The organism is Clostridium celatum (genome assembly GCF_021412605.1).
Classification (GTDB): domain Bacteria; phylum Bacillota; class Clostridia; order Clostridiales; family Clostridiaceae; genus Clostridium; species Clostridium celatum.
The window spans coordinates 59433-80967 of the sequence record NZ_JAJKGM010000013.1; the positions used below are offsets into that span (position 1 = coordinate 59433).

General features: G+C 27.2%; 20 protein-coding genes and 1 pseudogene. 5 read left to right on the top strand and 16 right to left on the bottom strand.

Features of this window, described 5'->3' with window-relative positions; genetic code table 11:
• Positions 1–67 precede the first annotated feature (67 nt).
• Positions 68–538, top strand: coding sequence for a GNAT family N-acetyltransferase (locus tag LPC13_RS07655; RefSeq protein ID WP_005211202.1), 471 nt, complete (start codon positions 68–70; stop codon positions 536–538).
• Between the two features lie 173 nt (positions 539–711).
• Here LPC13_RS07655 and eutH read toward each other — a convergent pair whose 3' ends face one another.
• The 6 genes and pseudogenes from eutH to LPC13_RS07680 form a co-directional block, all read right to left on the bottom strand.
• Positions 712–1842, bottom strand: coding sequence for an ethanolamine utilization protein EutH (eutH, locus tag LPC13_RS07660; protein WP_005211200.1), 1131 nt, complete (start codon positions 1840–1842; stop codon positions 712–714).
• Positions 1843–2062: 220 nt separating this feature from the next.
• Entirely contained in the window at positions 2063–2191 is a 129-nt protein-coding gene (locus tag LPC13_RS16975) for a hypothetical protein (RefSeq protein ID WP_005211198.1), read from the bottom strand.
• 21 nt (positions 2192–2212) lie between these two features.
• Positions 2213–2833, bottom strand: coding sequence for a sugar O-acetyltransferase (locus LPC13_RS07665; protein WP_040418747.1), 621 nt, complete (start codon positions 2831–2833; stop codon positions 2213–2215).
• A gap of 30 nt (positions 2834–2863) precedes the next feature.
• Positions 2864–4225 carry an MATE family efflux transporter gene (locus LPC13_RS07670; RefSeq protein ID WP_234088730.1) on the bottom strand — a complete coding sequence of 454 codons (1362 nt, stop codon included), beginning with the start codon at positions 4223–4225 and terminating at the stop codon, positions 2864–2866.
• Positions 4212–4514: pseudogene (locus tag LPC13_RS07675) on the bottom strand (DapH/DapD/GlmU-related protein); the annotation flags it as partial. The pseudogene LPC13_RS07675 and the gene LPC13_RS07670, both read right to left, overlap by 14 nt.
• A 158-nt stretch (positions 4515–4672) precedes the next feature.
• Positions 4673–5566, bottom strand: coding sequence for a PHP domain-containing protein (locus tag LPC13_RS07680; RefSeq protein WP_005211191.1), 894 nt, complete (start codon positions 5564–5566; stop codon positions 4673–4675).
• Positions 5567–5717: 151 nt separating this feature from the next.
• Here LPC13_RS07680 and LPC13_RS07685 point away from each other — a divergent pair, with 151 nt between their 5' ends.
• Both LPC13_RS07685 and LPC13_RS07690 read left to right on the top strand, forming a co-directional pair.
• The gene (locus tag LPC13_RS07685; protein ID WP_005211189.1) at positions 5718–6611 is read left to right on the top strand and encodes an AraC family transcriptional regulator; all 894 of its coding nucleotides are present in this window, start codon (positions 5718–5720) and stop codon (positions 6609–6611) included.
• Between the two features lie 54 nt (positions 6612–6665).
• Positions 6666–7511 carry a MurR/RpiR family transcriptional regulator gene (locus LPC13_RS07690; RefSeq protein WP_005211186.1) on the top strand — a complete coding sequence of 282 codons (846 nt, stop codon included), beginning with the start codon at positions 6666–6668 and terminating at the stop codon, positions 7509–7511.
• Positions 7512–7651: 140 nt separating this feature from the next.
• Here LPC13_RS07690 and LPC13_RS07695 read toward each other — a convergent pair whose 3' ends face one another.
• From LPC13_RS07695 to LPC13_RS17095, 5 genes are all read right to left on the bottom strand, one after another.
• Entirely contained in the window at positions 7652–8491 is an 840-nt protein-coding gene (locus LPC13_RS07695) for a Cof-type HAD-IIB family hydrolase (protein ID WP_207733643.1), read from the bottom strand.
• A gap of 252 nt (positions 8492–8743) precedes the next feature.
• Positions 8744–9613 (bottom strand): DUF362 domain-containing protein, encoded by an 870-nt coding sequence (locus LPC13_RS07700; RefSeq protein ID WP_005211182.1) that lies wholly within the window; start codon positions 9611–9613, stop codon positions 8744–8746.
• Positions 9614–9741: 128 nt separating this feature from the next.
• On the bottom strand, positions 9742–10473 hold the full coding sequence (locus LPC13_RS07705) for an ATP-binding cassette domain-containing protein (RefSeq protein WP_234088731.1): 732 nt from the start codon (positions 10471–10473) through the stop codon (positions 9742–9744).
• Between the two features lie 52 nt (positions 10474–10525).
• A complete protein-coding gene (locus LPC13_RS17090) occupies positions 10526–11428 on the bottom strand; it encodes a glycine betaine ABC transporter substrate-binding protein (protein WP_316319959.1) in 903 nt (300 codons plus the stop codon).
• Positions 11428–12069, bottom strand: a complete 642-nt coding sequence (locus LPC13_RS17095; protein WP_005211176.1) for an ABC transporter permease — start codon at positions 12067–12069, stop codon at positions 11428–11430. Before LPC13_RS17095 ends, LPC13_RS17090 begins: the two co-directional genes overlap by 1 nt.
• Positions 12070–12302: 233 nt before the next feature.
• Between LPC13_RS17095 and LPC13_RS07715 the strand changes: the two genes are divergently transcribed.
• Positions 12303–13307 carry a hypothetical protein gene (locus tag LPC13_RS07715; RefSeq protein ID WP_195244370.1) on the top strand — a complete coding sequence of 335 codons (1005 nt, stop codon included), beginning with the start codon at positions 12303–12305 and terminating at the stop codon, positions 13305–13307.
• 87 nt (positions 13308–13394) lie between these two features.
• Here LPC13_RS07715 and LPC13_RS07720 read toward each other — a convergent pair whose 3' ends face one another.
• The 4 genes from LPC13_RS07720 to LPC13_RS07735 form a co-directional block, all read right to left on the bottom strand.
• Positions 13395–15155 carry an ABC transporter ATP-binding protein gene (locus tag LPC13_RS07720; protein WP_005211165.1) on the bottom strand — a complete coding sequence of 587 codons (1761 nt, stop codon included), beginning with the start codon at positions 15153–15155 and terminating at the stop codon, positions 13395–13397.
• Entirely contained in the window at positions 15155–16960 is a 1806-nt protein-coding gene (locus LPC13_RS07725; protein ID WP_005211163.1) for an ABC transporter ATP-binding protein, read from the bottom strand. The genes LPC13_RS07720 and LPC13_RS07725 overlap by 1 nt, the downstream gene beginning before the upstream one ends.
• Positions 16961–17659: 699 nt before the next feature.
• Positions 17660–18700, bottom strand: a complete 1041-nt coding sequence (locus LPC13_RS07730; RefSeq protein WP_005211161.1) for a HAMP domain-containing sensor histidine kinase — start codon at positions 18698–18700, stop codon at positions 17660–17662.
• Positions 18693–19370 (bottom strand): response regulator transcription factor, encoded by a 678-nt coding sequence (locus LPC13_RS07735; RefSeq protein WP_005211159.1) that lies wholly within the window; start codon positions 19368–19370, stop codon positions 18693–18695. Before LPC13_RS07735 ends, LPC13_RS07730 begins: the two co-directional genes overlap by 8 nt.
• Positions 19371–19699: 329 nt before the next feature.
• On the opposite strand from LPC13_RS07735, the gene LPC13_RS07740 reads away from it, so the two are divergent.
• Positions 19700–20044, top strand: a complete 345-nt coding sequence (locus LPC13_RS07740) for a hypothetical protein (protein ID WP_005211157.1) — start codon at positions 19700–19702, stop codon at positions 20042–20044.
• Between the two features lie 142 nt (positions 20045–20186).
• Here LPC13_RS07740 and LPC13_RS07745 read toward each other — a convergent pair whose 3' ends face one another.
• A complete protein-coding gene (locus LPC13_RS07745) occupies positions 20187–21437 on the bottom strand; it encodes a DUF6179 domain-containing protein (protein WP_040418743.1) in 1251 nt (416 codons plus the stop codon).
• Positions 21438–21535: the final 98 nt, after the last annotated feature.

Below are 21535 nucleotides of genomic sequence, written 5' to 3' on the forward strand. Positions count from 1 at the left end.
TTGAGAATAATATCACAACTTCTGCTATACTTATTAGTAGGTAAATTACTAATTATGGAGGCATCTTATGATAATAAGAGAAATAGAAGAAAAAGATAATAAGGACGTAGAAAACCTTATTCGTAGTTGTTTAATAGAATTTGGAGCAAATAAACCTGGATGTGCTTGGAGTGACCCTGATTTAGGTAGATTTTTTCAAGTATATCAAAATGAAAAATCAAAGTATTATGTTGTAGAAGATAATAATAAGATAGTTGCTGGTTGTGGTATAGGACCATTAAATGGTGCAGAAGATGTATGTGAATTACAAAAAATGTATTCATTTAAAGAAGTACGTGGTACTGGAATTGCAGAAAAATTATTAAAGCTATCCTTAGATTTTGCAAAAGAACACTATAAAAAATGCTACCTTGAAACATTTAGTAATATGGTTGCAGCAAATAAATTTTATAAAAAATCAGGTTTTACTAAGTTAGATAAACCTTTAATAGAAACTGAACATTATGCTTGTGATGTATGGTACATAAAAACACTATAGTTATTCTCTTAGCTATATAAATCTTTTTAGCTTAATAATATTAATATTTTAAAAATTAAACTCCTATTATAAATCTAAAATATATAAATTTAATAAAGCACATATAAACTATATAATTAAGTCTATATGTGCTTTATTTTAATTAAATCATTATCTTTATTATATTCTTATAATTAATACTCTTGTATTTTACTCTTATCCCTAGTGAAAAATAGTGCTATTACAATTGCACATACTCCTGCAAATAGTTTGCTTACTATTACTGGAATTATCATTTTTGTTTCAACTCCAGCGGTGAAGCCTAAATGAGCACCTAAAGTTGATGTTGCTGAAACTAACCAAGCAACATTTATAATTTTACCTCTGTTATTCATATCTTTTAACATTTTAAAAACAGGAATACTATTAGCTAAAGAAAAGATTATTCCTGCAATACTTGTAGCATCTAACCCTATATATTTACCTATTTTTCTTAAAGGCTTGTCCAATACCTTTATTATTAAAGTTAACATAGGAAATGTTCCTAAAAGAACTATTCCAATATTTATTACTACATTCATTCCTTCCTGAATAGGTGCCATTCCCTTTATTAAAACTATACCAGTTAAGCTCTCAAAAGCTGCAGCTGCTAAGCCTATAGTACTAAGCCATAAGATAAATTTTCCAAAGCATAATACCCCTTTTATCATTGTTTTCTGGAAAAATTTCAATCCTAAAATTAATAAAAGTGATATTAAAATAATAGGAATAACATTTACTAAAAGTATCTTTATATTTATTTTCATTACTAAACCACCAACAATAGAACCTAATGGTATAGTTGATAAACCTATTAATAATCCCTTGGCAAAAAACTCTTTATCTTTATCTTCTATTAAACCTAATGCAACAGGAATAGAAAATACAATTGTGCATCCAAGCATTGCTGCAACTATTAAACCTGAAAATAATGCTATTTCTTTATTCTCTCCTAATGATAAAGCTAACTGGTATCCTCCCATATCATTTGCTAAAATTGAAGCAAACATTGCTGGATCTGCTCCTAATAATTTATATACAGGTATTATTATAGGACTTAATATCTTAGATATTACTGGTGATAAGCTTACTATTCCAACCATACTAAGAGCTAAAGGACCCATTGAATTTAATCCCTCTTCAAACTTTTCTCCTAATCCAAACTTATTTTTAAGCAGTCTATCAATGGCACCAAGTAAAATTCCTATTGCCATTAACCATATTATAAAATTGTCAAATGTCATAATTATATCTTCTCCTATATTTAAATTTTTCTTATTTGGCATTTATCTCCTATATAAAGTTTTTATTTATATTTGACAGAAAGCTTTCTATCCTTAAAATAAATTTCACACCTCTACATTTTTAAAATTATACCATATTAATTTAAATACTATAATTATTAGATAAAAAATAAAGATTTACATAAAAAAAATATAAGTAATATCCTTTTAAGATATCACTTATATTTTTAACCACTTAAAAATCTTCATTTTATATTGAAATTTATACCTCTTCAATAAGCCTTTCTAAATACTCTTTATAAATCTCTTTAAAGAATTTATTTTCTTCATGTACAATAGTTTCACATAAACGTGTAATCATTAATTGCTTAATAGATTTTAAAAATTTCATTTATATATCTCCTTTACTTAATTATCTTAAGCTAGCTTCTTCTTTTAAATCTTCTTTAGTTATTTCTCTATGCTTATAATAATATTTCATATCATTTTCATTAATTTCACGTAAAACCCTACAGGGATTACCTACAGCTACTGAATTAGCTGGAATATTTTTTGTCACCACACTACCTGCACCTATAACACTATTTTTACCAATAGTTACTCCAGGACAAATAACAACCCCTGCTCCTATCCAACAATTATCTTCAATTACTACTGAATCAGCATACATATATTCTCTGTAATTTGGGTTTATTGGATGACCTACAGTTGCAATTGTAACAGCTGGTCCAAACATTACTTTCTCTCCAATTAATATTTTTCCATCATCAATAAAATTGCAATTAAAATTTATATACGATCCTTCTCCTATTTCAATATTCTTACCATAGCAAAAATAGAATGGTGGTTCTATCCATGCCTTTGTTTCTCTACCCGAAATCTCATTTATCAAACTATTACGTTTCTCTAAATCATCTGGACCTGTGGAATTTAACGCTATCATTTTTCTTTTAGCATTTTGTCTATCTTCAGGTAGCCCTTCACAATAATCTGTAAATAATTTTCCTTTAGCAATTCTTTCTCTCATTGTCATACCTACTTTCTCCCCTTTATATCTCATTCTTTAAGTACATTTTGTTATAGTAATTCTTGTAAGATCCTTTACCAAGTTATACTTTTTATAATTATAATAAACAGCTGGTAGCTTAATAATTTCATCTAAATTAATAATAAAATATACAACTAATACAGGAAGTTTTAAATATAGCGCTGCTATTATACCTAATGGCACAGTTATTGCCCACATTGTTACTGTGTCGCATTTAAGACCAAATTTTGAATCTCCTCCTGCACAAAAAACACCTGCAATTACCGTAGAGTTAATTGATTTACCGATTAAATAATATGAACACATAATTAACATTCCTTTTAAATATTCATGTGCTTCTATATTAAGATTTGAATAAGCTAAAATAATTGGACTAATTATTAATAAAATTAAACCTGAAATAATCCCACCAACAACTGATAATTTACATAAACTATCTCCATAATATTTTGCTTTTTCTAATTCACCTTTACCTAATTCATTTCCAACAATAATTCCACTAGCTCCACCTATTCCTATACAAACACAATCTATTAGATTTTTCATAATATTTGCAATGGAATTTGCTGCAACAGCATCACTTCCTAAATGCCCCATAATAACTGAATACATTGTAAAGCCTACTCCCCATACTAATTCATTTCCTAATATAGGCATTGTATATGTCCAAAAATCAGTTTTTAAAATTTTATCTACATTAATAATGTAACTCTTTCGTATTCTGATTCTATCTTGCTTAAATGATTCAATAACTACCCAAACTAATTCAATAACTCTTGAAACAACTGTTGCAATAGCTGCTCCTGATATCCCCATTACTGGAATATTTCCTACTCCAAAAATAAAAATTATATTTAAAATAATATTTAATATCATAGAAAATGAACTAATAACAGTACTTTTCAAAGTATAGCCAGTATTTTTCATTATGCACAAGTAAATTTGTGAAATTCCAGTAAGAAAATAAGATATACCAACGATTCTTAAATACTTTATTCCATTTTCTATTAAAATTGAATCTGCTGTAAAAATTCTCATTACATATTTAGTAGCAAACGTTGTTACTATAAAAAATATTACTGATATTATAATTGAAATCTTCATTACAATTGCAAATACCTTTTCTACCACTACCTTATCTTTCTTACCCCAATATTGAGCTACTAAAACCGTTGTTCCTATTGTTAATGCCGCTAGAAACAGATTTAATACAAATTGTACCTGTCCAGCTAATGAAACTGCTGATAAAGAATCTTGATTTAATACTCCTAGCATTAATGCATCAGAAGCACTTACTGCAGCCATCATGAAATTTTGAAATGCAATTGGAAATATCAATGTAGTTAATTTTCTATAAAATACTTTATCTACTTTCACTACTTCCTTCCCCTTGTATAACCTTCCATGATTCTTCATCAAATTCTCTATTCTTGTAGTAATATCTTTTATCATCTTCAGTTATTTCTCTTATAACTCTACAAGGATTTCCTGCTGCAATTACATTTGCAGGTATATCTTTAGTTACAACACTACCAGCTCCAATTACAACGTTATCTCCAATAGTTACTCCTGGTGTAATTACAACATTACCACCAATCCATACATTATTTCCTATTTCTACTTTTATTCCATATTCATAAGTAGAATTTCGTGAAATTGGTTTAATATTTTCAAAATCTCCTCTATCTGAAGTATTAAGTTCTTGTACTAGTCTTCTCGTTATCCTTTGCTCCTCCATAACAGAGCTATCAGATATATAGGGCATTTCAGCATCTCTACGATCTATATTATTCATGTTTATTTATCCCCTTATAAAATTTCTTTTTACTTTTTAAACATTATTCTGCTTTTTAATTCTTTTATTATTTTTTCTTCATTATCTCCACTACTTACACTACCAATACTTATACTTGGTTTTGTTTTACCATGAAAATCACTTCCACATGTCATAAGTAAATTATTCTTAAGTGCGAAATCATAATAAAAATTAATCTGATTTTTATTATGATAACTACTATAAACTTCTATTCCTTCAACTCCAAATGAAATAATCTTTTCTAATAACTCCTTATTTTCTTTTACATTATTACCAGGATGAGCTAATACAGTAACTCCACCATTATCTTTAATAACTTTAATAGCTTCTTTTAATGAAATAAACTTCACCTCAGAATATGCAGCTTTTCCTTGAGAACAAAAATCCCAGTAAAAATTAACATAAGGATTATCACTTCTTGAACCATTTTCGTAATAGGGCTTTAATAATGGATTCTCTTGATTTTTATCAAAAATCATTGCAGCTTCAGCGATGATTTCACCATTAACTACTCCATTTTTAGATAATCTATCTATTAATTCATTGTCAAAATCTATTCCTAATTCTCTTATTAATCTCATTCGTTCTTTAGATGCTATTTGTTCTTGCGAGATTATATTTGCTTCTATATCTTCAAATACATCACTTTCATAATCTATCCCATAGCCTAAAAGGTGTAAATTTACTCCATCAATAGTGCAATCTAATTCTATTGCTGGTATTATTGTTATTTCTTTATCTTCACAATATCTTATAGCTTCATTTATCCCCTTAGTAGAATTATGATCTGATATTGAAAAATACTTAATTCCTTTCTCTAAGCATAACCTTACTAATTCCTTTGGTGAAAATTCTCCATCATCACTATAATTTGAATGCATGTGTAAATCTATATAACTCATATCTATCTCCTAACATTATTTTTATATTTAATTTTCCTTTTTCTTTTTACATCTTTATATTATAATAATATTCTATATAATTAATATAAAATATAATAATTGACTATTTTTTTATAACAATAGTATATTATTGCGACATAGGAGATTTAAAATGATTGAATTAAATTTATTAAATGATAATTCTGAAGTTGTATCTTATAATTTCGAACACTTTCCAATTCGTTCTTGTAAATCAAGACTTTCAGAATATCCTAATATGACTGCTGCTAATCATTGGCATAATGATTTTGAGTTTATAATAATTTTAAATGGAAAAATGACTTACTCTGTTAATGGGAAAAATCATTATTTAAAAGAAGGACAAGCTATTTTTGTGAATTCAACTCAAATGCATTATGGTTATTCTTCTGATAATTCTGATTGCAATTTTATTTGTATATTATTGAATCCATTTCTTCTTTCAGGTATAGGACATATAAAAGATTCTTATATTGTTCCAGTATGTACAGATACTTCACATCCATTTTATATATTTGATCCATCTATAGCATGGCAAAAAGAATTTATTGAAAAACTTATTAAAATCTATGAACTTTGCACTGAGGCTAAAGAAGGCTTTGAATTACAAATCATGAGCAACTTCTATTCAATTTGCTATAATCTTTATCACAATGTAAAGAATGATAAAGTATATCAAGAAAACTTTCAGGATAAAAATTTAGAAGCTCTGCATGATATGGTTGGCTATATTCAAAAAAATTATAAAAATAAAATTACCTTAAGCGAAATAGCAGTTTCTGGCAATGTTTGTCGCAGTAATTGTTGCAAAATTTTTCAATCATTATTAAATAAATCTCCAATAACTTATCTTATGGAGTACCGTTTAGATAAAAGTATTAAACTACTTAAAATTTCTTCATATTCAGTTACGGAAATAGCACTTCAATGTGGTTTTAATAGTTCAAGTTACTTTACTGAAATGTTTAGACGAACTATGGGATGCACTCCATCTGAATACAGAAAAAATAATCTAATTAAAATGTAGTTATTATATTAATACAATACCGTAATAATTAAACTATTTTTCAAGGAGAATACAATGAATATCTTTACTCAATTAAAAAATACCAATAATTTAACCAATAATGAAAAGCAAATAGTAGATTTAATTTTAGAAAATCCTAGTAAATTTTTAGATATGAATTCTGAACAAATTTCTAAAGAATGTTTTGTTTCCACAACTACCTTATATCGTCTTTGCCAAAAATTAAATTTATCTGGTCTATCAGAACTTAAAGTTAAAATGTCTGCTTCAATTGATAATTACCTTAAAGAAAATAAAGATTTCGATTTTGATTTTCCAGTTAAACAAAATCAAAGCCATTATGAAATACTTACAAAAATAAAAGAAGGTTATGACCAAACATTATTATCTACTTTTAATTTATTTAATCTTGAGCAATTAAAACTTTCTATTAATGCCTTAAAAAAAGCAAAACATATTGATATATATACTTCTGCTGGAAATATATTTTTTGCTGAGAATTTTAAATTTCAAATGCAAGAAATCGGTATTAATGTTAATGTTCCAGAAGAAGAATATAATCAAAGGCTTGTAGCAGCATGTAGTGATAAAACGCATATAGCTATATTAATCTCTTTTGGTGGTAGGGGACTTTTAGTAAATAAAATTGCAAAAACTTTAAAAAACAATGGAACCCCTATAATACTTATTTCTTCAACAGATGATAATCCAATTAAAGAATATGCAAATTATCAACTTTATCTATGCTCTAATGAAAATCACTATAATAAAATTTCATCTTTCTCCACTAGATTATCTTTGTTATACATTTTAGATATTTTATTTGCTTGCTATTTTGAAACTGATTATGAAAATAACCTAAAAAAGAAATTAACATATTATAAAAAGATTTGTGAATAATACTATATACAATAAAAAGAGGATTCTAACTAGAATCCTCTTTTACACATAATATTTTTATAAATAATTTAATAAAAAGTAAAAATATTGTAAATATTTATAAATATGTTTTCCAGTTAATTAAAAAATTCTTAATAACACTATATATTCATATATTTACTTAAAGCTATAGCAATACCATCTTCTTCATTAGATAAAGTTATTTCATCAGCTATTTCTTTTAAATCATCTACAGCATTTGCCATTGCTACGCCAATACCAGCATATTTAAGCATTGATGCATCATTATGTCCATCTCCAAAAGCAATCATTTCTTCACTCTTATACCCCATAGGTGTTAATACAGTATCCAATGCCTTAGCTTTATCAATTCCATTAGCTGTAAATTCAAAATAAAAAGGTGCTGTAAACATACAACTTAATTTATCTTTAAAAGGCTCCATTATAGCTTTATAATTTTCTTTTAAATATTCTGAATCTGCTGCAGTTAAAATTTTATTTAATGGATAATCAGCAAATGCTGCTAAATCATGTTCTTCACATAACTTAAACTTACCACCACGAGATTCATATTGAATTATATTAATTGCTTTACCATCATGTATTATTTCATTATCAAAAACATCATTAACATACATATAATCATCTTTATCAATCATTGGCTTAACATTAAAGTTTTTTAAGTGTTCAAGTACAGCTTGTCCCTCTTCTACAGTCATAGTTTCATTAAATAATACTTTGTTACTTTCACAATCAACAACTTTAGATCCATTAAAAGAAACTAAAAGTCCATGATGTTTATCCATCTCTAACTCTTTTGCAAAATCCATTAGTCCAGAAGTAGGTCTTCCTGATGCTAAAATTAATATAGCTCCATTTTCTTGTGCTTTAATTAGTGCTTCTTTAGTTCTTTCAGTTATTACCTTTTTACTATTAGTTAATGTTCCATCAACATCCATTGCTATTAATTTTATACTCATAATTACTCCCCCGTAAAACATTGTTTTAATAGATATAAGTAATCTCTTTTGCTCTATATCTATCTCTAAGATAGATTATAAATTTTATAAACATAAAGTAAATATATTAGCTTATTAAAGAATTATTTTTTCATCTTTACTATATTTATTAAATAATATCTTGAAAATTTTCTTTCAAACTTAAGTGTATTTCCTATAAAAAAAAGACTAACAAAGTGAATTTCTTTGTTAATCTTTTTTTATTAAATACTATTAATCTAAAGAAATGATATTATATGATGTAGAGCCTAACTTTAAATCGTAAGCAGTTTCAACTGTATGAATTCCATTTCGACTCTCCATTCTTTCAATTAATGCTTTATTTCCATTATCTTTAGAATTATATACAGCATCTACACATGCCTGATCAAGTGCAACTGGATCAGTTGATGCAAATATACCTATATCGGCCATTTCAGGAGCATGAGGATTTGCATCACAATCACAATCTACAGATAAATTATTAGCTACATTTATATAAACTATGTTTTCTCTTCCCATATAATCCATAACAGACATATCTGCATCAGCCATTGACTCTAAAAATGAATCATGGTCAGCAGTCCAAATCTCATCTGGATTTCCTGCTCCATGAATATACGCCTTTCCTCTAGAAGATGCTATTCCTATTGACATATTCTTTAAAGCACCACCAAAGCCACCCATTAAATGCCCTTTAAAATGTGATAATACTACCATAGACTTATAATTTTTTAAATGTGCTCCAACATAGTTTTCTTTTAAATGCTTTCCTCCATTTACAGGGATTGCTATATCCCCATCTTCATCCATAATATCACATGGTGCTATATCTAAAAATCCATGATCTTTTATTGCTTTCCAATGTTCTTCTGATGTATTACGTTTTCTTTCATAAGCTGTATTACACTCTACAATAGTTCCATTCAACTTATCTATTAATGGCTTGATTAATTGTGGGTTTAAGAAATTGTGACCTCCTGGTTCTCCCGTTGATATCTTTATTGCTACCTTACCATTTAAAGTAATTCCTAAAGCATCAAATGCTTTAATCAATCCTTCAGATGTAATATCCTTTGTAAAATAAACCTTTGCTGTTTTCATAGAGTTACCTCCCTTTTATATCTAATATTTAATAGATAAAGAATCTTGTAATACAAAAAATTTTCATATATTTATATTTTAGTCTTTGGAGTTAACTCTAAGTCAATGCTTTTTATAATTTATTTTATTTATGCCCCTATAAGTTCTTTAACAAAATCACTCTTAGGATTTTCTTGTATTTTACTTGGAGAATCATACTGAATGATCTGTCCCTTATCCATAACTAATACTTTAGTTCCAAGCTTTAAAGCCTCTCTAATATCATGAGTTACAAAAATAATTGTTACTCCTAATTCCTTATGAATCTTAATTATTTCTTCTTGCAACATCTTTCTTGTTATTTCATCAACAGCTCCAAATGGCTCATCCATCAGTAATATATGTGGTTCGGCAGCTAAAGCTCTTGCAATACCTATTCTTTGTCTTTGTCCACCTGAAAGCTCTGAAGGATATCTTTTTAAAACATCTTCATTCATACCAACAAGCTTTATTAATTCTCTAACTTTCTTGTCAATTTTAACTTTATCCTTTTTACTTATAAGATTTAATACATATGAAATATTTTTCTCAATACTCATATGTGGAAATAAACCTATACCTTGTATTGCATAGCCTATTTTTCTTCTTAACTTTATTTGGTCTACTTCTCCTATATCTTTTCCTTCTACATAAATATTACCGGCCTCTGGTGTCAATAATCCATTAATAAGCTTTAATACTGTAGTTTTTCCGCAACCAGAACTACCTATTATAGTTAAAAATTCTCCTCGATTTATTTCTAAATTAAAGTTATCTAATATTAAATTATTTTCATAACTTTTGGAAATGTTTTTGAATTTTATTATTACTTCGCTTTTCATAAATTAATACTCCCTAATATATATTATAAATATTAGCTATACACTTACGCTTCTAATTTTTTAGTAATCCTTTTGATATTAAAAAGTCTTTAGCAACAGTCTTTTCATCAACTCCATTGCCCTCAACTTGATAATTTAATTTAGCCATTTCACTTTCATTTATTATATTTTCCATCTTCATTAATACATCTCTAAGTTTGGGATTTTTCTCTAAAGTATCTTTTCTTATTACAGTTCCACAATAATAAGTAGGATAAAATTCTTTATCATCTTCTAAAACTACTATATCTGATGTAGATAGTTGTCCATCTGTTGTAAATATATTCATAACATCTATTTCTCCAGAGTTTATAGCTGCATATTTAAGCCCTATATCTAAATCAGAAGTACTCTTAAATTTAAGTCCATATTCTTTGCATAAAGCATCATATCCATCTTCTCTTTCATAAAAATCATATTCTGCTCCAAAGTTAAGTTCTTGTGAATATTTAGCTAAATCTGAATAAGTTTTAATATTATATTTATCTGCAATTTCTTTTCTAATAACTAATCCATAAGTATTATTAAATCCATACATACCAACCCACTCTAAATTATACTCACTTTCATATTTATCAAATAACTCTTGTTCATTTATAGTTCCTTCTTCTTTTAATACAAAATTCCATCCCGTTCCTGTATATTCAGGATATAAATCAAAATCACCTTTTAATATTGCTGGATGAATATTACTTGTTCCTCCACCAACTCCATGAGTAATTTCTACATTTAAATTAGTATCTTGCTCTATAAGCATTCCTAACATTTCACCTAATATTAACTGTTCCGTCATTGGCTTTGTTGCTATTTTTATAGTTTCATTATTTTCTGATTTAGAGCATCCAGCCATTGAAATAATTCCTATAGCTAATATTCCTAAAATTCCATTTTTAATATGCTTTTTTAAATTAATCACTATAATAACCTCCATTTTTTCTTAATTACTTTCTCAACTTTCCCAATTATAAAATCAATAACTAATGCTAGTATTGCAATTAATAAACTTCCTGCAACTGTCATTGCTGAATTATTTGTAGTAATACCTCTATAAATTGCAACACCTAGTCCACCTGCCCCTATAAATGATGCTATACCTGTAAGTGCTATTGTCATTACAGCCATATTCCTTAATCCAGCTATAATAATTGGGATTGCTAAAGGTAATTTAACCTTATATAAGATTTGAAAAGGTGTACTTCCCATTCCCTTTGCTACTTCTATTATTGAAGAATCTATATTGCAAATTCCTGTATATGTATTTCTAACCATTGGTAATAATGCATAAACTGTTAAAGCAATTATTGCTGTAGTATCTCCTATTCCTGAAATAGGTATAAGAAACCCCAATAATGATATTGATGGTATTGTATATATAAAGTTTGTTATACCTAAAACTATAGGGCTTGTCTTCTTATATTGGCTAATTAATATTCCTAAAGCTAATCCTAATATTGACGCTATTAATATTGAAACTGCTGAAATTCTTAGATGTTCTAAAGTTAACTTTAAGAAAAAATCATACCTACTTATAAATAATTCAATTACTTTTTGAAACATTATTTCCCTCCCCTTTGTTTTATAATTAATTTCTATAAATTTTCTTATATAAACATTTATAGAAATTTAAATATTATTCTATTTACTTTATGCCACTATACTTTTAAAAATTCTCCATATTTGATGTCTTCTCTCTTTATACCGCTTATAATATCAATTAACTAAAAAATATATGCATAAATACTAATAAGAAAAAATATCTTATTTTATATAAATACTTAGGAGTTTTTTTTATGACTAATAATAAAGATCATGATAATACGTTATTTGATTACTTAAACTATGAATTTTCTCCTATCCCATATGAAAATTATCGGCAGGAAGAACCTCCTTTCGGGAACTTTAATCCTAGCAACTTTAATCCCGGTGGTTCTTTTCCTTTTGGACCATCTCCAAATATTCCTGGTAAAGGATTTAACCCTACTCCTATGCCTCAAAGTCCTCCTCCTAATTATGTTCCAAGTAAAAAAGATAAAGGAGTTCAAAATCTTAAAGGGGGAGAATCTAAAGATAATATCAGTACAAAAGCTGTAAGCCCTACTTCTATAAGTTTTTGCCTATATAAATATACTTATATATGGGAAACAAGTGGTAGAAGCTATTGGACCTTCTTACTTTATATAGATAGGACTACTGTATCTGGATTTAGATGGCTAGGAAGAAATTGGGTATATTTTGGCTTAGATTTAAGAAGAATTGATTCTTTTATCTGTTATAGAGTTGAAGATAATAGAGACTCTAGAAATGAAGATGATAATTTAAAAATAACTTGCAACGAATATACATTAAACGGAAATAGAAATTATTATACTCAAGTTTTGACTTCTATTAATATCCCTGAAATTAAGGAAGATTATATTGTTGAAACCATAGGATATATTGATGAAGATTCTATAACTGCTAAAATTCCTTGTTTAAAATATAGAAATAGCAACTATAAATTAGTACTACAAGTTTCCTATCCAGATGCTTTTGATGAATCATTGAAAAGAAAAATAAATGAAATTGCTAAAGAATCAAGTATTGAAGCTTTTGATTTTTTGGATAAGTATAGAGTTAATAATGATTATGCTAATCCTTTAGAAATCTTTAATAGATTAGTAACATTAATACCAAAAATTTTAAACAACTTTAACTATTCTTTTAATAGTAACCTTAAAAAAATGTCTCTTTATAGAGATAATATAAACTTCTGCATAAAAGAAGAAGTTTGTCATGAAAACTGGCAAACGAAATAAAAAGAAGTAGGTAAACAAAAGGTCAAAAAATAAACCCTCAATAACTCATTTTTGAATTATCGAGGGTTTTATTCTTATATATTATTATTAAGATGCTTGCTCAAATTGGCTATTATATAATTCTGCATAGAAGCCATTTTTAGCAATTAAATCATCATGATTTCCACTTTCTAAAATATCTCCACCCTTTAACACAAGAATAACATCAGCATTCTTTATAGTTGAAAGTCTATGAGCAATAACAAATGAAGTTCTTCCTTCCATAAGTTTATCCATTGCATTTTGAATTAAAAGCTCTGTTCTTGTGTCAACTGAACTTGTTGCTTCATCTAAAATTAACATTGGAGAATCTTTAATCATTGCTCTTGCAATTGTAAGTTGTTGCTTTTGACCAGCAGATAAATTAACTTTATCATTTAAAATTGTGTCATATCCATCATGTAATGTTTCTATAAAATGATCTAAGCCAACTGCTTTACAAGCATTTTTTATTACTTCATCTGGTACATCCTTTTGATTGTATACAAGATTTTCTCTAATAGTACCTTCAAATAGCCATGTATCTTGTAGAACCATACAGAATAAATCATGAATATTTTCTCTTGTTAAATCCTTTATAGAAATATCATCAATTAAAATTTCTCCACTATTTATCTCATTAAATCTCATTAATAAATTTACTAATGTTGATTTACCAGCTCCAGTAGGTCCAACAATAGCAATTTTTTGTCCTGGTTTTGCAACTGCTGAGAAATCATTTATTATAATTCTATCAGAACCTTCATAACCAAACTTAACATTTTTAAATTCTACTTTTCCTTTAGCATTTTCAAGTACTGTAGTTTTATGACTTTCATCATCCATTTCCTTTGCTTCTAAGAATTCAAATACACGGTGACTTGCAGCTGCTGCTGACTGCATATTTTGAACGCCTTGCGCAATTTGAGAAAGAGGTTGAGTAAAGTAACGAACATACATAATAAATGCTACAATTACACCAAAAGAAATACTTCCATTCATTGCAAGTGCTGCACCTACTATACAAACTGCAACATACCCTAAATTACCTATAAAAGTCATAATAGGCATCATAAGTCCTGAAAGAAACTGTGCCTTAAATGCACTATTTTTTAGGTTAGAATTTAAATCTCTAAATTTATTATCCATTTGTTCTTCTGCATTATACGCTTTAACAATAGTATGACCTGAATATACTTCTTCAATATGCCCATTTATTTTACCAAGATATTCTTGTTGGCTAGTAAAATACTTTTGAGAGCTTTTCATAATTATCATCATTAATACAAAACCAAGTATAGTAGCTAAAACTGCAGTTACTGTCATTATTACATTTGTTTTTAGCATCATAATTAAAGAACCAAAAAATAAACATACTGCACTTATTAATGTTCCTAGACTTTGATTTAAAGCTTGGCCTATTGTATCTACGTCATTTGTAATACGAGAAAGTAAATCTCCTGTAGTATTATTATTGTAATATGACATAGGAAGTTTATTTATTTTCTTAGAAATATCACTTCTTAAACTTTTAGAAACTTTTTGAGTGATAGTTGCCATAATATAACCTTGAGTGAAAGTTAATATAGCACTAATAACATAAATAACAACTAATGTTAATCCTATAGATGTTATTTTATCTATATCTATATTACCCATTATTCCTTCAGTAATAATATCTGTCATCTCCGAAAGCTTATCTGGTCCTATTAAAGATAATATAGTTCCTATTACTGCACTGATAAGTGCAATAACTATTACTGGAATATGCTTTTTACAATAAGTTATAAGCTTACCTAAGTTTTTTTCTGAATTTTTCTTTTTATCCATTATACAGCTTCCTCCTTTGATAATTCTGAACAAGCTACTTCTTTATCTACAGCTAACTCTTCTTTTGAAAGCTGTGAATATGCAATTTCTTGATATACATTACATGTACTCATTAATTCGTCATGTTTACCCATACCAACCATTTTTCCATCTTCTAATACAATAATCTTGTCTGCATCCTTTATACTACTTATTCTTTGAGCAACTACAATCATAGTTGTTCCTTTACTTTCCTTCTTTAAGAACTTACGAAGTTTACTGTCTGTTTTATAATCAAGTGCTGAGAAAGAATCATCAAAAATTAATACTTCTGGATAACGTGCTATTGCTCTTGCTATAGATATACGTTGCTTTTGACCTCCAGAAAGATTAGTACCACCTTGTGAAATATGTGCATCATATTCACCCTCTAAATTTTCTACAAATTCAGATGCTTGTGCTGCATACACACCATAAACAACATCATTTTTTGTAATTTCAGCCTTTCCATTTTCTCCAAAAGCTACATTTGATTCAACTGTTCCTTCAAATAAAGTAACCTTTTGATAAACATATCCTAATTTATTTCTAAGATATTTTTGATCATATTCTTTTACATTAACTCCATCAACTAATACTTCGCCTTCTGTAGCGTCATAAAAACGTGGAATAAGATTGATTAATGTACTCTTACCTGAACCTGTTGCTCCAATAAATGCAATTGTTTCTCCTCTATTAGCTTTAAAACTAATATCTTTTATAACATAGTCATCTGCATCTGGATATTTAAAGCTTACATTTTTAAATTCTACTTCTCCAAGTACTCCAATTGGTGATTGAGTAGATGTTCCATTTTTTATTGTAACTTTAGTATCTAATACTTCATTAATTCTTTTTGCAGCTACAGTAGCACGTGGAAGCATGATAAATACCATAACTAACATCATAAATGCCATAATAACTTGCATTGCATATGAAGAAAATACTATAACATCTGAAAATAATGTCATCTTTTCTGTAATATCTGCATTTTGAATAAGCACTGCACCAACCCAGTAAATTGCAAGACTTACACCACTCATTATAAAGCTAATACTTGGCATTAAAGTTGCCATAACACGATTTGCAAATAAGTTAACACTTGTAAGCTCAGAGTTTGCAGTTTCAAATTTATCTTCTTGATATTTTTCTGCATTATAAGCACGAGTAACAGCTATTCCTGAAATATTTTCTCTTGAAACACGATTTAAGTTATCTGTTAATTTTTGAAGCCTTGTGAACTTAGGAAGTGCTAGAACAATACAAGTTCCAACAATAATCATTAATAATACCACTGCTCCACCTGTAACTAATGACAGTTCCCAGTTTCTACCTAATATCTTGCATATTGCCCATACTGCAAGAATTGGTGCTTTTACTAATACTTGCAATCCCATAACTATAAACATTTGAACTTGAGTAACATCATTTGTAGAACGAGTTATTAAACTAGCTGTTGAGTAATTATTAATTTCCTCCATAGAAAATGATTGTACTTTATCAAATAATCTAAATCTAATTCTTGCTGAAAAGTTTGAAGCCATTTTTGCAGCAAGAGCAGCCACAATAATTGAAGCAACTAAACTTCCTAAGGCGCAAAGTAACATCCATCCTCCAGAACTTAAAATTTCCTTCATTTCACTTCCTGGTGTTTGAACAAGTTTAGTTATTTCACTCATATAATCTGGTAACTTTAAATCAAGCCATACTTGTGAAACAACAAATATAATACTAATACTAAAAAGTATCCATTCCTTCGCCTTAAAATTCTTAAATATTTTTAACATACGCTAAAACTCCTTCCTTGTTATCATATTTACATACTACAACAGAAAGATTAACTGAAAATAAACTTATATTACTAATAATCGTGATGCCAAAAAGTTGCCTATATTATCTCCAGGAACTACTATAATTTAGCTAAGAATTTATATCATAATTTCCATAAAAATAGCTAAAACCTCCAAGTCGCTCACGCTCCGTCGGTTTCTTCACGCTATTTTTATTTCAATTCTGATTAAATTCTAAAGCTTATTATAAATGTTCCTTACGATAACATAACCACCTTTTCTATATCACTTAATTTAGCAATAATACTTGGTGGACAAACTAAAAAGTTAATGTTTCTTCTATATAGTGATTAAATTCAAATTAGTAAAATTAATAAGTAATTTTATATTTTTATGAGGTGTCATTAAATATGATTTTATAGAATGAAACATTGACTTAAAAGATTCTTACTCAACCAAGTAGATTAAAGATTACAATAGAAAAAGTGCTGATATAACTGGAAGGAATATATATGATGAATCTTAGAATTTAATCCTTGGTGTAAGAAAAGCTACGTTAAGAAGTCGACTTGCCTCATAAGACAATTGGAGGCTTTAGTAGCTTTTCTGTAGCTGAGGATATAAATTCTTGATGAAATCATATTAATTCCTGTAATGTTATATCAGCACTTTTTCGGTTAACTTTAACTATCAATATTAATTTAGTGGTATTGTTACTGTAAATTTTGTTCCTTTTGAAACAATGCTATCACACTGAATGGTTCCACCATGTAGTTCTATTATTTTCTTTACTATTGATAGACCAAGACCATTACCATTCGTTGCATGAGAGGTATCTTCTTGATAAAATTTATCAAATATTTTATTAATGGCTTCTTTATTAATTCCTACTCCTGTGTCAATAATAGTTATAAGAATGTTGTCCTCTTCCCTCTTCATATTAATACTAACCATGCCATTTTTATTATTAAATTTAATTGCATTATCTAATAAATTTACCCATACTTGATTTAGCATTTCTTTGTTTCCATTTATATAGCAATCTTGAATATTAACATCTAATAAAATATTTTTACTTTCAAATTTTGAATCTAAAAGTAATATACTTTGACGAATTTGTTCTCCCATATTAAATCTTTGTATATCTTTTAATATAACTTGTGTTTCTATTTTTGAAAGATTTAAAACATTTGTTGCAAGAGAAGTTAACCTTTTAGATTCTTCAATAATTATATCTAAGTATTCATTTTTTTCTTCCTTAGGCAGTTCATCATCCTTCAATATTTCTGCAAAACCTTTAATAGATATAATTGGTGTTTTAAATTCATGAGAAAAATTATTTATGAAATCTGTACGTAATACTTCTATTCCACCTAATTCTTCTGCCATTTTATTAAAGTTTTTAGAAAGCACTTTAAATTCAGGAGGTCTTTTTATATTAAGACGCGCTGAAAAATCACCCTTTGAAAGTTTATCCGTTGCAGTAATAAATTCTCTAACATTTTTTAATACAATCCTACTTGAACAAGCTGATACTATAACTCCTATAATTATGGAAGCTATTAATGTCATTATTGGCAGTACCATTACATTTTCAATAGTATTTTCATTTAAAATACCTAAAGAAAATGATAAATACATTAAAAATCCTGTAATAATTGTAGTTATTAAATTAATAATAAATATTGAAATACCAAAGTGCATTGATAAGGTAATCCTTTTATTTAGTTTATTCATTATTTTTTACCGCCTTATACCCTAATCCTCGAACTGAAATTATTTCAAATTCTGGATAAGAATCAAAACGCCTTCTTAATCTATTAATATGAACATTAACAGTTGTATCCCCACTTTCTGTTTCCATTCCCCAAATCTCATCCATTAATTGAATACGTGTAAAAATCTTATCTGGATAAGATAAAAGCTTATATAATAAATAAAACTCCTTTTGAGGAAGTGTTTGCTTTTCATCTCCACGAGTTACTGTTAAAGTATCATAATCTAAAGTCACATTTCCAATTACAAGTTTTCGAGCATTTACAATTTGTGCTCTTCTAAGAAGAGCTTTTATTCTAAGGATCATTTCTTCTGTATCAATAGGTTTTGTCATATAATCATCAGTTCCTACAATAAATCCTTTCTTTTTGTCTTCTGGAAGCTGTTTTGCTGTAGCCATAAGTATTGGTATCATACAATTTGCATCTCTAAGCTCTTTTGCAAACTCATAACCATCCATATTAGGCATCATTATATCTAATATAATCAAATCTATATGATGATTATCTAATACTTCCATTGCCACTACCCCATCTTCTGCTTTTAAAACCCCATATCCCTCTCTTTTTAAAATAGTTTCTAATAATTTTCTTGTATGCTTATCATCTTCAACGACTAATATATTAACCATAGTATAAAATCTCCTTTATCATTAATAAAAAATATATATTAAAATAATCTAAACTTCAATAAGATGTATTTATTAATCTAATTGGTATAAACATTTTTTTACTTTTATAATAATACTAAATTATTAACTGAAAATAAACTCATAACATCATTAGTTTATTTTCAGCTTATTTATCAAGAGTACTATATTTTCCATATCTAAATTCTATTTACTTAAGCTTTAAGCAAATAGAATTTAGATATGGAATGAATAGTAGTCACGAAGCAATGTATTATGCATAAAAAAATAATTTCTTCAAATACTAATATAAAAAATAAGGGAGAATTTATATGCTTAAAAAGATATATTTTTTCATACCGCTTATGCTATTTATAACATTACCAATTAATGTTACTGCAAATACAATTTCTAGCACTACAGTTATACCTGCTGTTTCAAATGTTTATAAAGAAGGATTTTATACTTTTGATAATTTAGTTAATGTTGATATAACTGTAACACTACTTTCTGATACTCCTACTAAAATTATGATTCTTGATGACGAAAGAAATATTGAATTTATTAGTAAGATACCTTACAATTATAAATTCTATATCCGTAACGTTGAACCAGGGCAAATAATAGGAATAGTTGGTAAAGGTGAAGTGGCTTTATCATTTGAGCCTTCTAAATAATTTAGATAAAAGCACATAATAAGAATATTTAATCTTACTATGTGCTCTTTATTTGAAAAATCTAAAAAATATATGTGTTTTCCCTAATTCATAAGGTTTTAATTGATTTTTGTACTCTATTATCTCCAAAGTAAAACTTATTTTATGGTATTTCATAACCTTTTAAATACTTTAAAAAGTTTAATTCCCATTTTGAATTTGAAATATAACTTTTATCATTATTATCTAAATAATATTTAATTAAATATAACTCTTCTTTTGAAAATGTTTTAAATAGCTCGAAGGCTTCATCATCCCAAAAACACTCATTTAACACTTCTACTAAATCTCTTACACTCTTAACTTCTTCTTTTACCATAGCTATCTTATCTGAAATAAATCTACACTCTTTTATCTCTTCAATTAAATCACGTAACTTTTCATTATCCATAGTATCATTATCTATAAAATCAACTTCTTTTAAATGCTCTTTATATTTAAAACTTAAAAATATATTATCAATATTACCTACTAACAATGCTACTTCAATTCTAGGATATATATTTAGAACAGTTTTATTTATGTAATCTATCTTTTCTCTATTAATTATTCTTAAAGTATTGCATATATTTCTTGTTGAATTCATTAATACTTCTAAAACTTCACTTTTAGACATATTTTTAAAAGTATTTAATAACATTTCTCTTTGAAATTCTGAAATATCTAATCTTAGTATATCTTCTCCTAAAATATCAAGACCTATAGTATTTATTACTATTGGTTCAAAAATATTAATTAATAAACCTTTATAATCTGGACAATAACTATTTAAAATATTAATTATATTTTCCTTACGGAAACAGCTGCAAAATTCATTTTCAATAAGTAATGCTTTTAAATATTCGTTTATATATTCAATTCCTTGTAAGCTTTCCGATATAGGATTGGAAAGTTGATAATCTATACTACAATCTATCTTATGAGCAAAAAACCTATAATCATATCTTTTAAAAAATTCACCTATTTCATTTAAGGTATCATTATAAGATATATTTTCTATATCTGGTGAGCTTTTTATAACCGCTTCTAATAGCTCTTTTCCTTCTTTCATCATAGATTCTATTTTACTCCAAGAATCTTTCAATAAATTTGATAAGTCCTCTTCTATAATTATTTTATTTTTACTTTCTAATTCATTTAACTCTAATTCTAGCGAAAAACAAATTGATTTAAGTAATTCCTCTGCTATTTCTATTGGAACTGAAGTACTATCCCCCATTGTATATCTTTCAATTCTATCACTAAGCAGTTTCCATATTTTAATTTCAATAAGATTTCTGTCATCTTCACTAATATTTTTATCTATTTGTAAATTATCAGAAAGTTTAAATAAGCCATTATTATTTTCTTTCATAATCCCTCCTAAAACTATATTTCGATCTGTTAAGTTATATGAACATTGCTCTTCTCAACCTAAGGAAATACAATAAGTTTGCGAGACTAAATAATACC

What these genes read in the sequence shown, in the direction of transcription:
- LPC13_RS07725 (WP_005211163.1), bottom strand. Translation starts at nt 16,960, where the DNA reads ATGTTAAAAATATTTAAGAATTTTAAGGCGAAGGAATGGATACTTTTT.
- LPC13_RS07680 (WP_005211191.1), bottom strand. Translation starts at nt 5,566, where the DNA reads ATGAGTTATATAGATTTACACATGCATTCAAATTATAGTGATGATGGA.
- LPC13_RS07715 (WP_195244370.1), top strand. Translation starts at nt 12,303, where the DNA reads ATGACTAATAATAAAGATCATGATAATACGTTATTTGATTACTTAAAC.
- LPC13_RS07720 (WP_005211165.1), bottom strand. Translation starts at nt 15,155, where the DNA reads ATGGATAAAAAGAAAAATTCAGAAAAAAACTTAGGTAAGCTTATAACT.
- LPC13_RS07700 (WP_005211182.1), bottom strand. Translation starts at nt 9,613, where the DNA reads ATGAAAACAGCAAAGGTTTATTTTACAAAGGATATTACATCTGAAGGA.
- LPC13_RS17095 (WP_005211176.1), bottom strand. Translation starts at nt 12,069, where the DNA reads ATGTTTCAAAAAGTAATTGAATTATTTATAAGTAGGTATGATTTTTTC.
- LPC13_RS07745 (WP_040418743.1), bottom strand. Translation starts at nt 21,437, where the DNA reads ATGAAAGAAAATAATAATGGCTTATTTAAACTTTCTGATAATTTACAA.
- LPC13_RS07685 (WP_005211189.1), top strand. Translation starts at nt 5,718, where the DNA reads ATGATTGAATTAAATTTATTAAATGATAATTCTGAAGTTGTATCTTAT.
- LPC13_RS07665 (WP_040418747.1), bottom strand. Translation starts at nt 2,833, where the DNA reads ATGACAATGAGAGAAAGAATTGCTAAAGGAAAATTATTTACAGATTAT.
- eutH (WP_005211200.1), bottom strand. Translation starts at nt 1,842, where the DNA reads ATGCCAAATAAGAAAAATTTAAATATAGGAGAAGATATAATTATGACA.
- LPC13_RS07735 (WP_005211159.1), bottom strand. Translation starts at nt 19,370, where the DNA reads ATGGTTAATATATTAGTCGTTGAAGATGATAAGCATACAAGAAAATTA.
- LPC13_RS16975 (WP_005211198.1), bottom strand. Translation starts at nt 2,191, where the DNA reads ATGAAATTTTTAAAATCTATTAAGCAATTAATGATTACACGTTTATGT.
- LPC13_RS07655 (WP_005211202.1), top strand. Translation starts at nt 68, where the DNA reads ATGATAATAAGAGAAATAGAAGAAAAAGATAATAAGGACGTAGAAAAC.
- LPC13_RS07730 (WP_005211161.1), bottom strand. Translation starts at nt 18,700, where the DNA reads ATGAATAAACTAAATAAAAGGATTACCTTATCAATGCACTTTGGTATT.
- LPC13_RS07695 (WP_207733643.1), bottom strand. Translation starts at nt 8,491, where the DNA reads ATGAGTATAAAATTAATAGCAATGGATGTTGATGGAACATTAACTAAT.
- LPC13_RS07690 (WP_005211186.1), top strand. Translation starts at nt 6,666, where the DNA reads ATGAATATCTTTACTCAATTAAAAAATACCAATAATTTAACCAATAAT.
- LPC13_RS07740 (WP_005211157.1), top strand. Translation starts at nt 19,700, where the DNA reads ATGCTTAAAAAGATATATTTTTTCATACCGCTTATGCTATTTATAACA.
- LPC13_RS07705 (WP_234088731.1), bottom strand. Translation starts at nt 10,473, where the DNA reads ATGAAAAGCGAAGTAATAATAAAATTCAAAAACATTTCCAAAAGTTAT.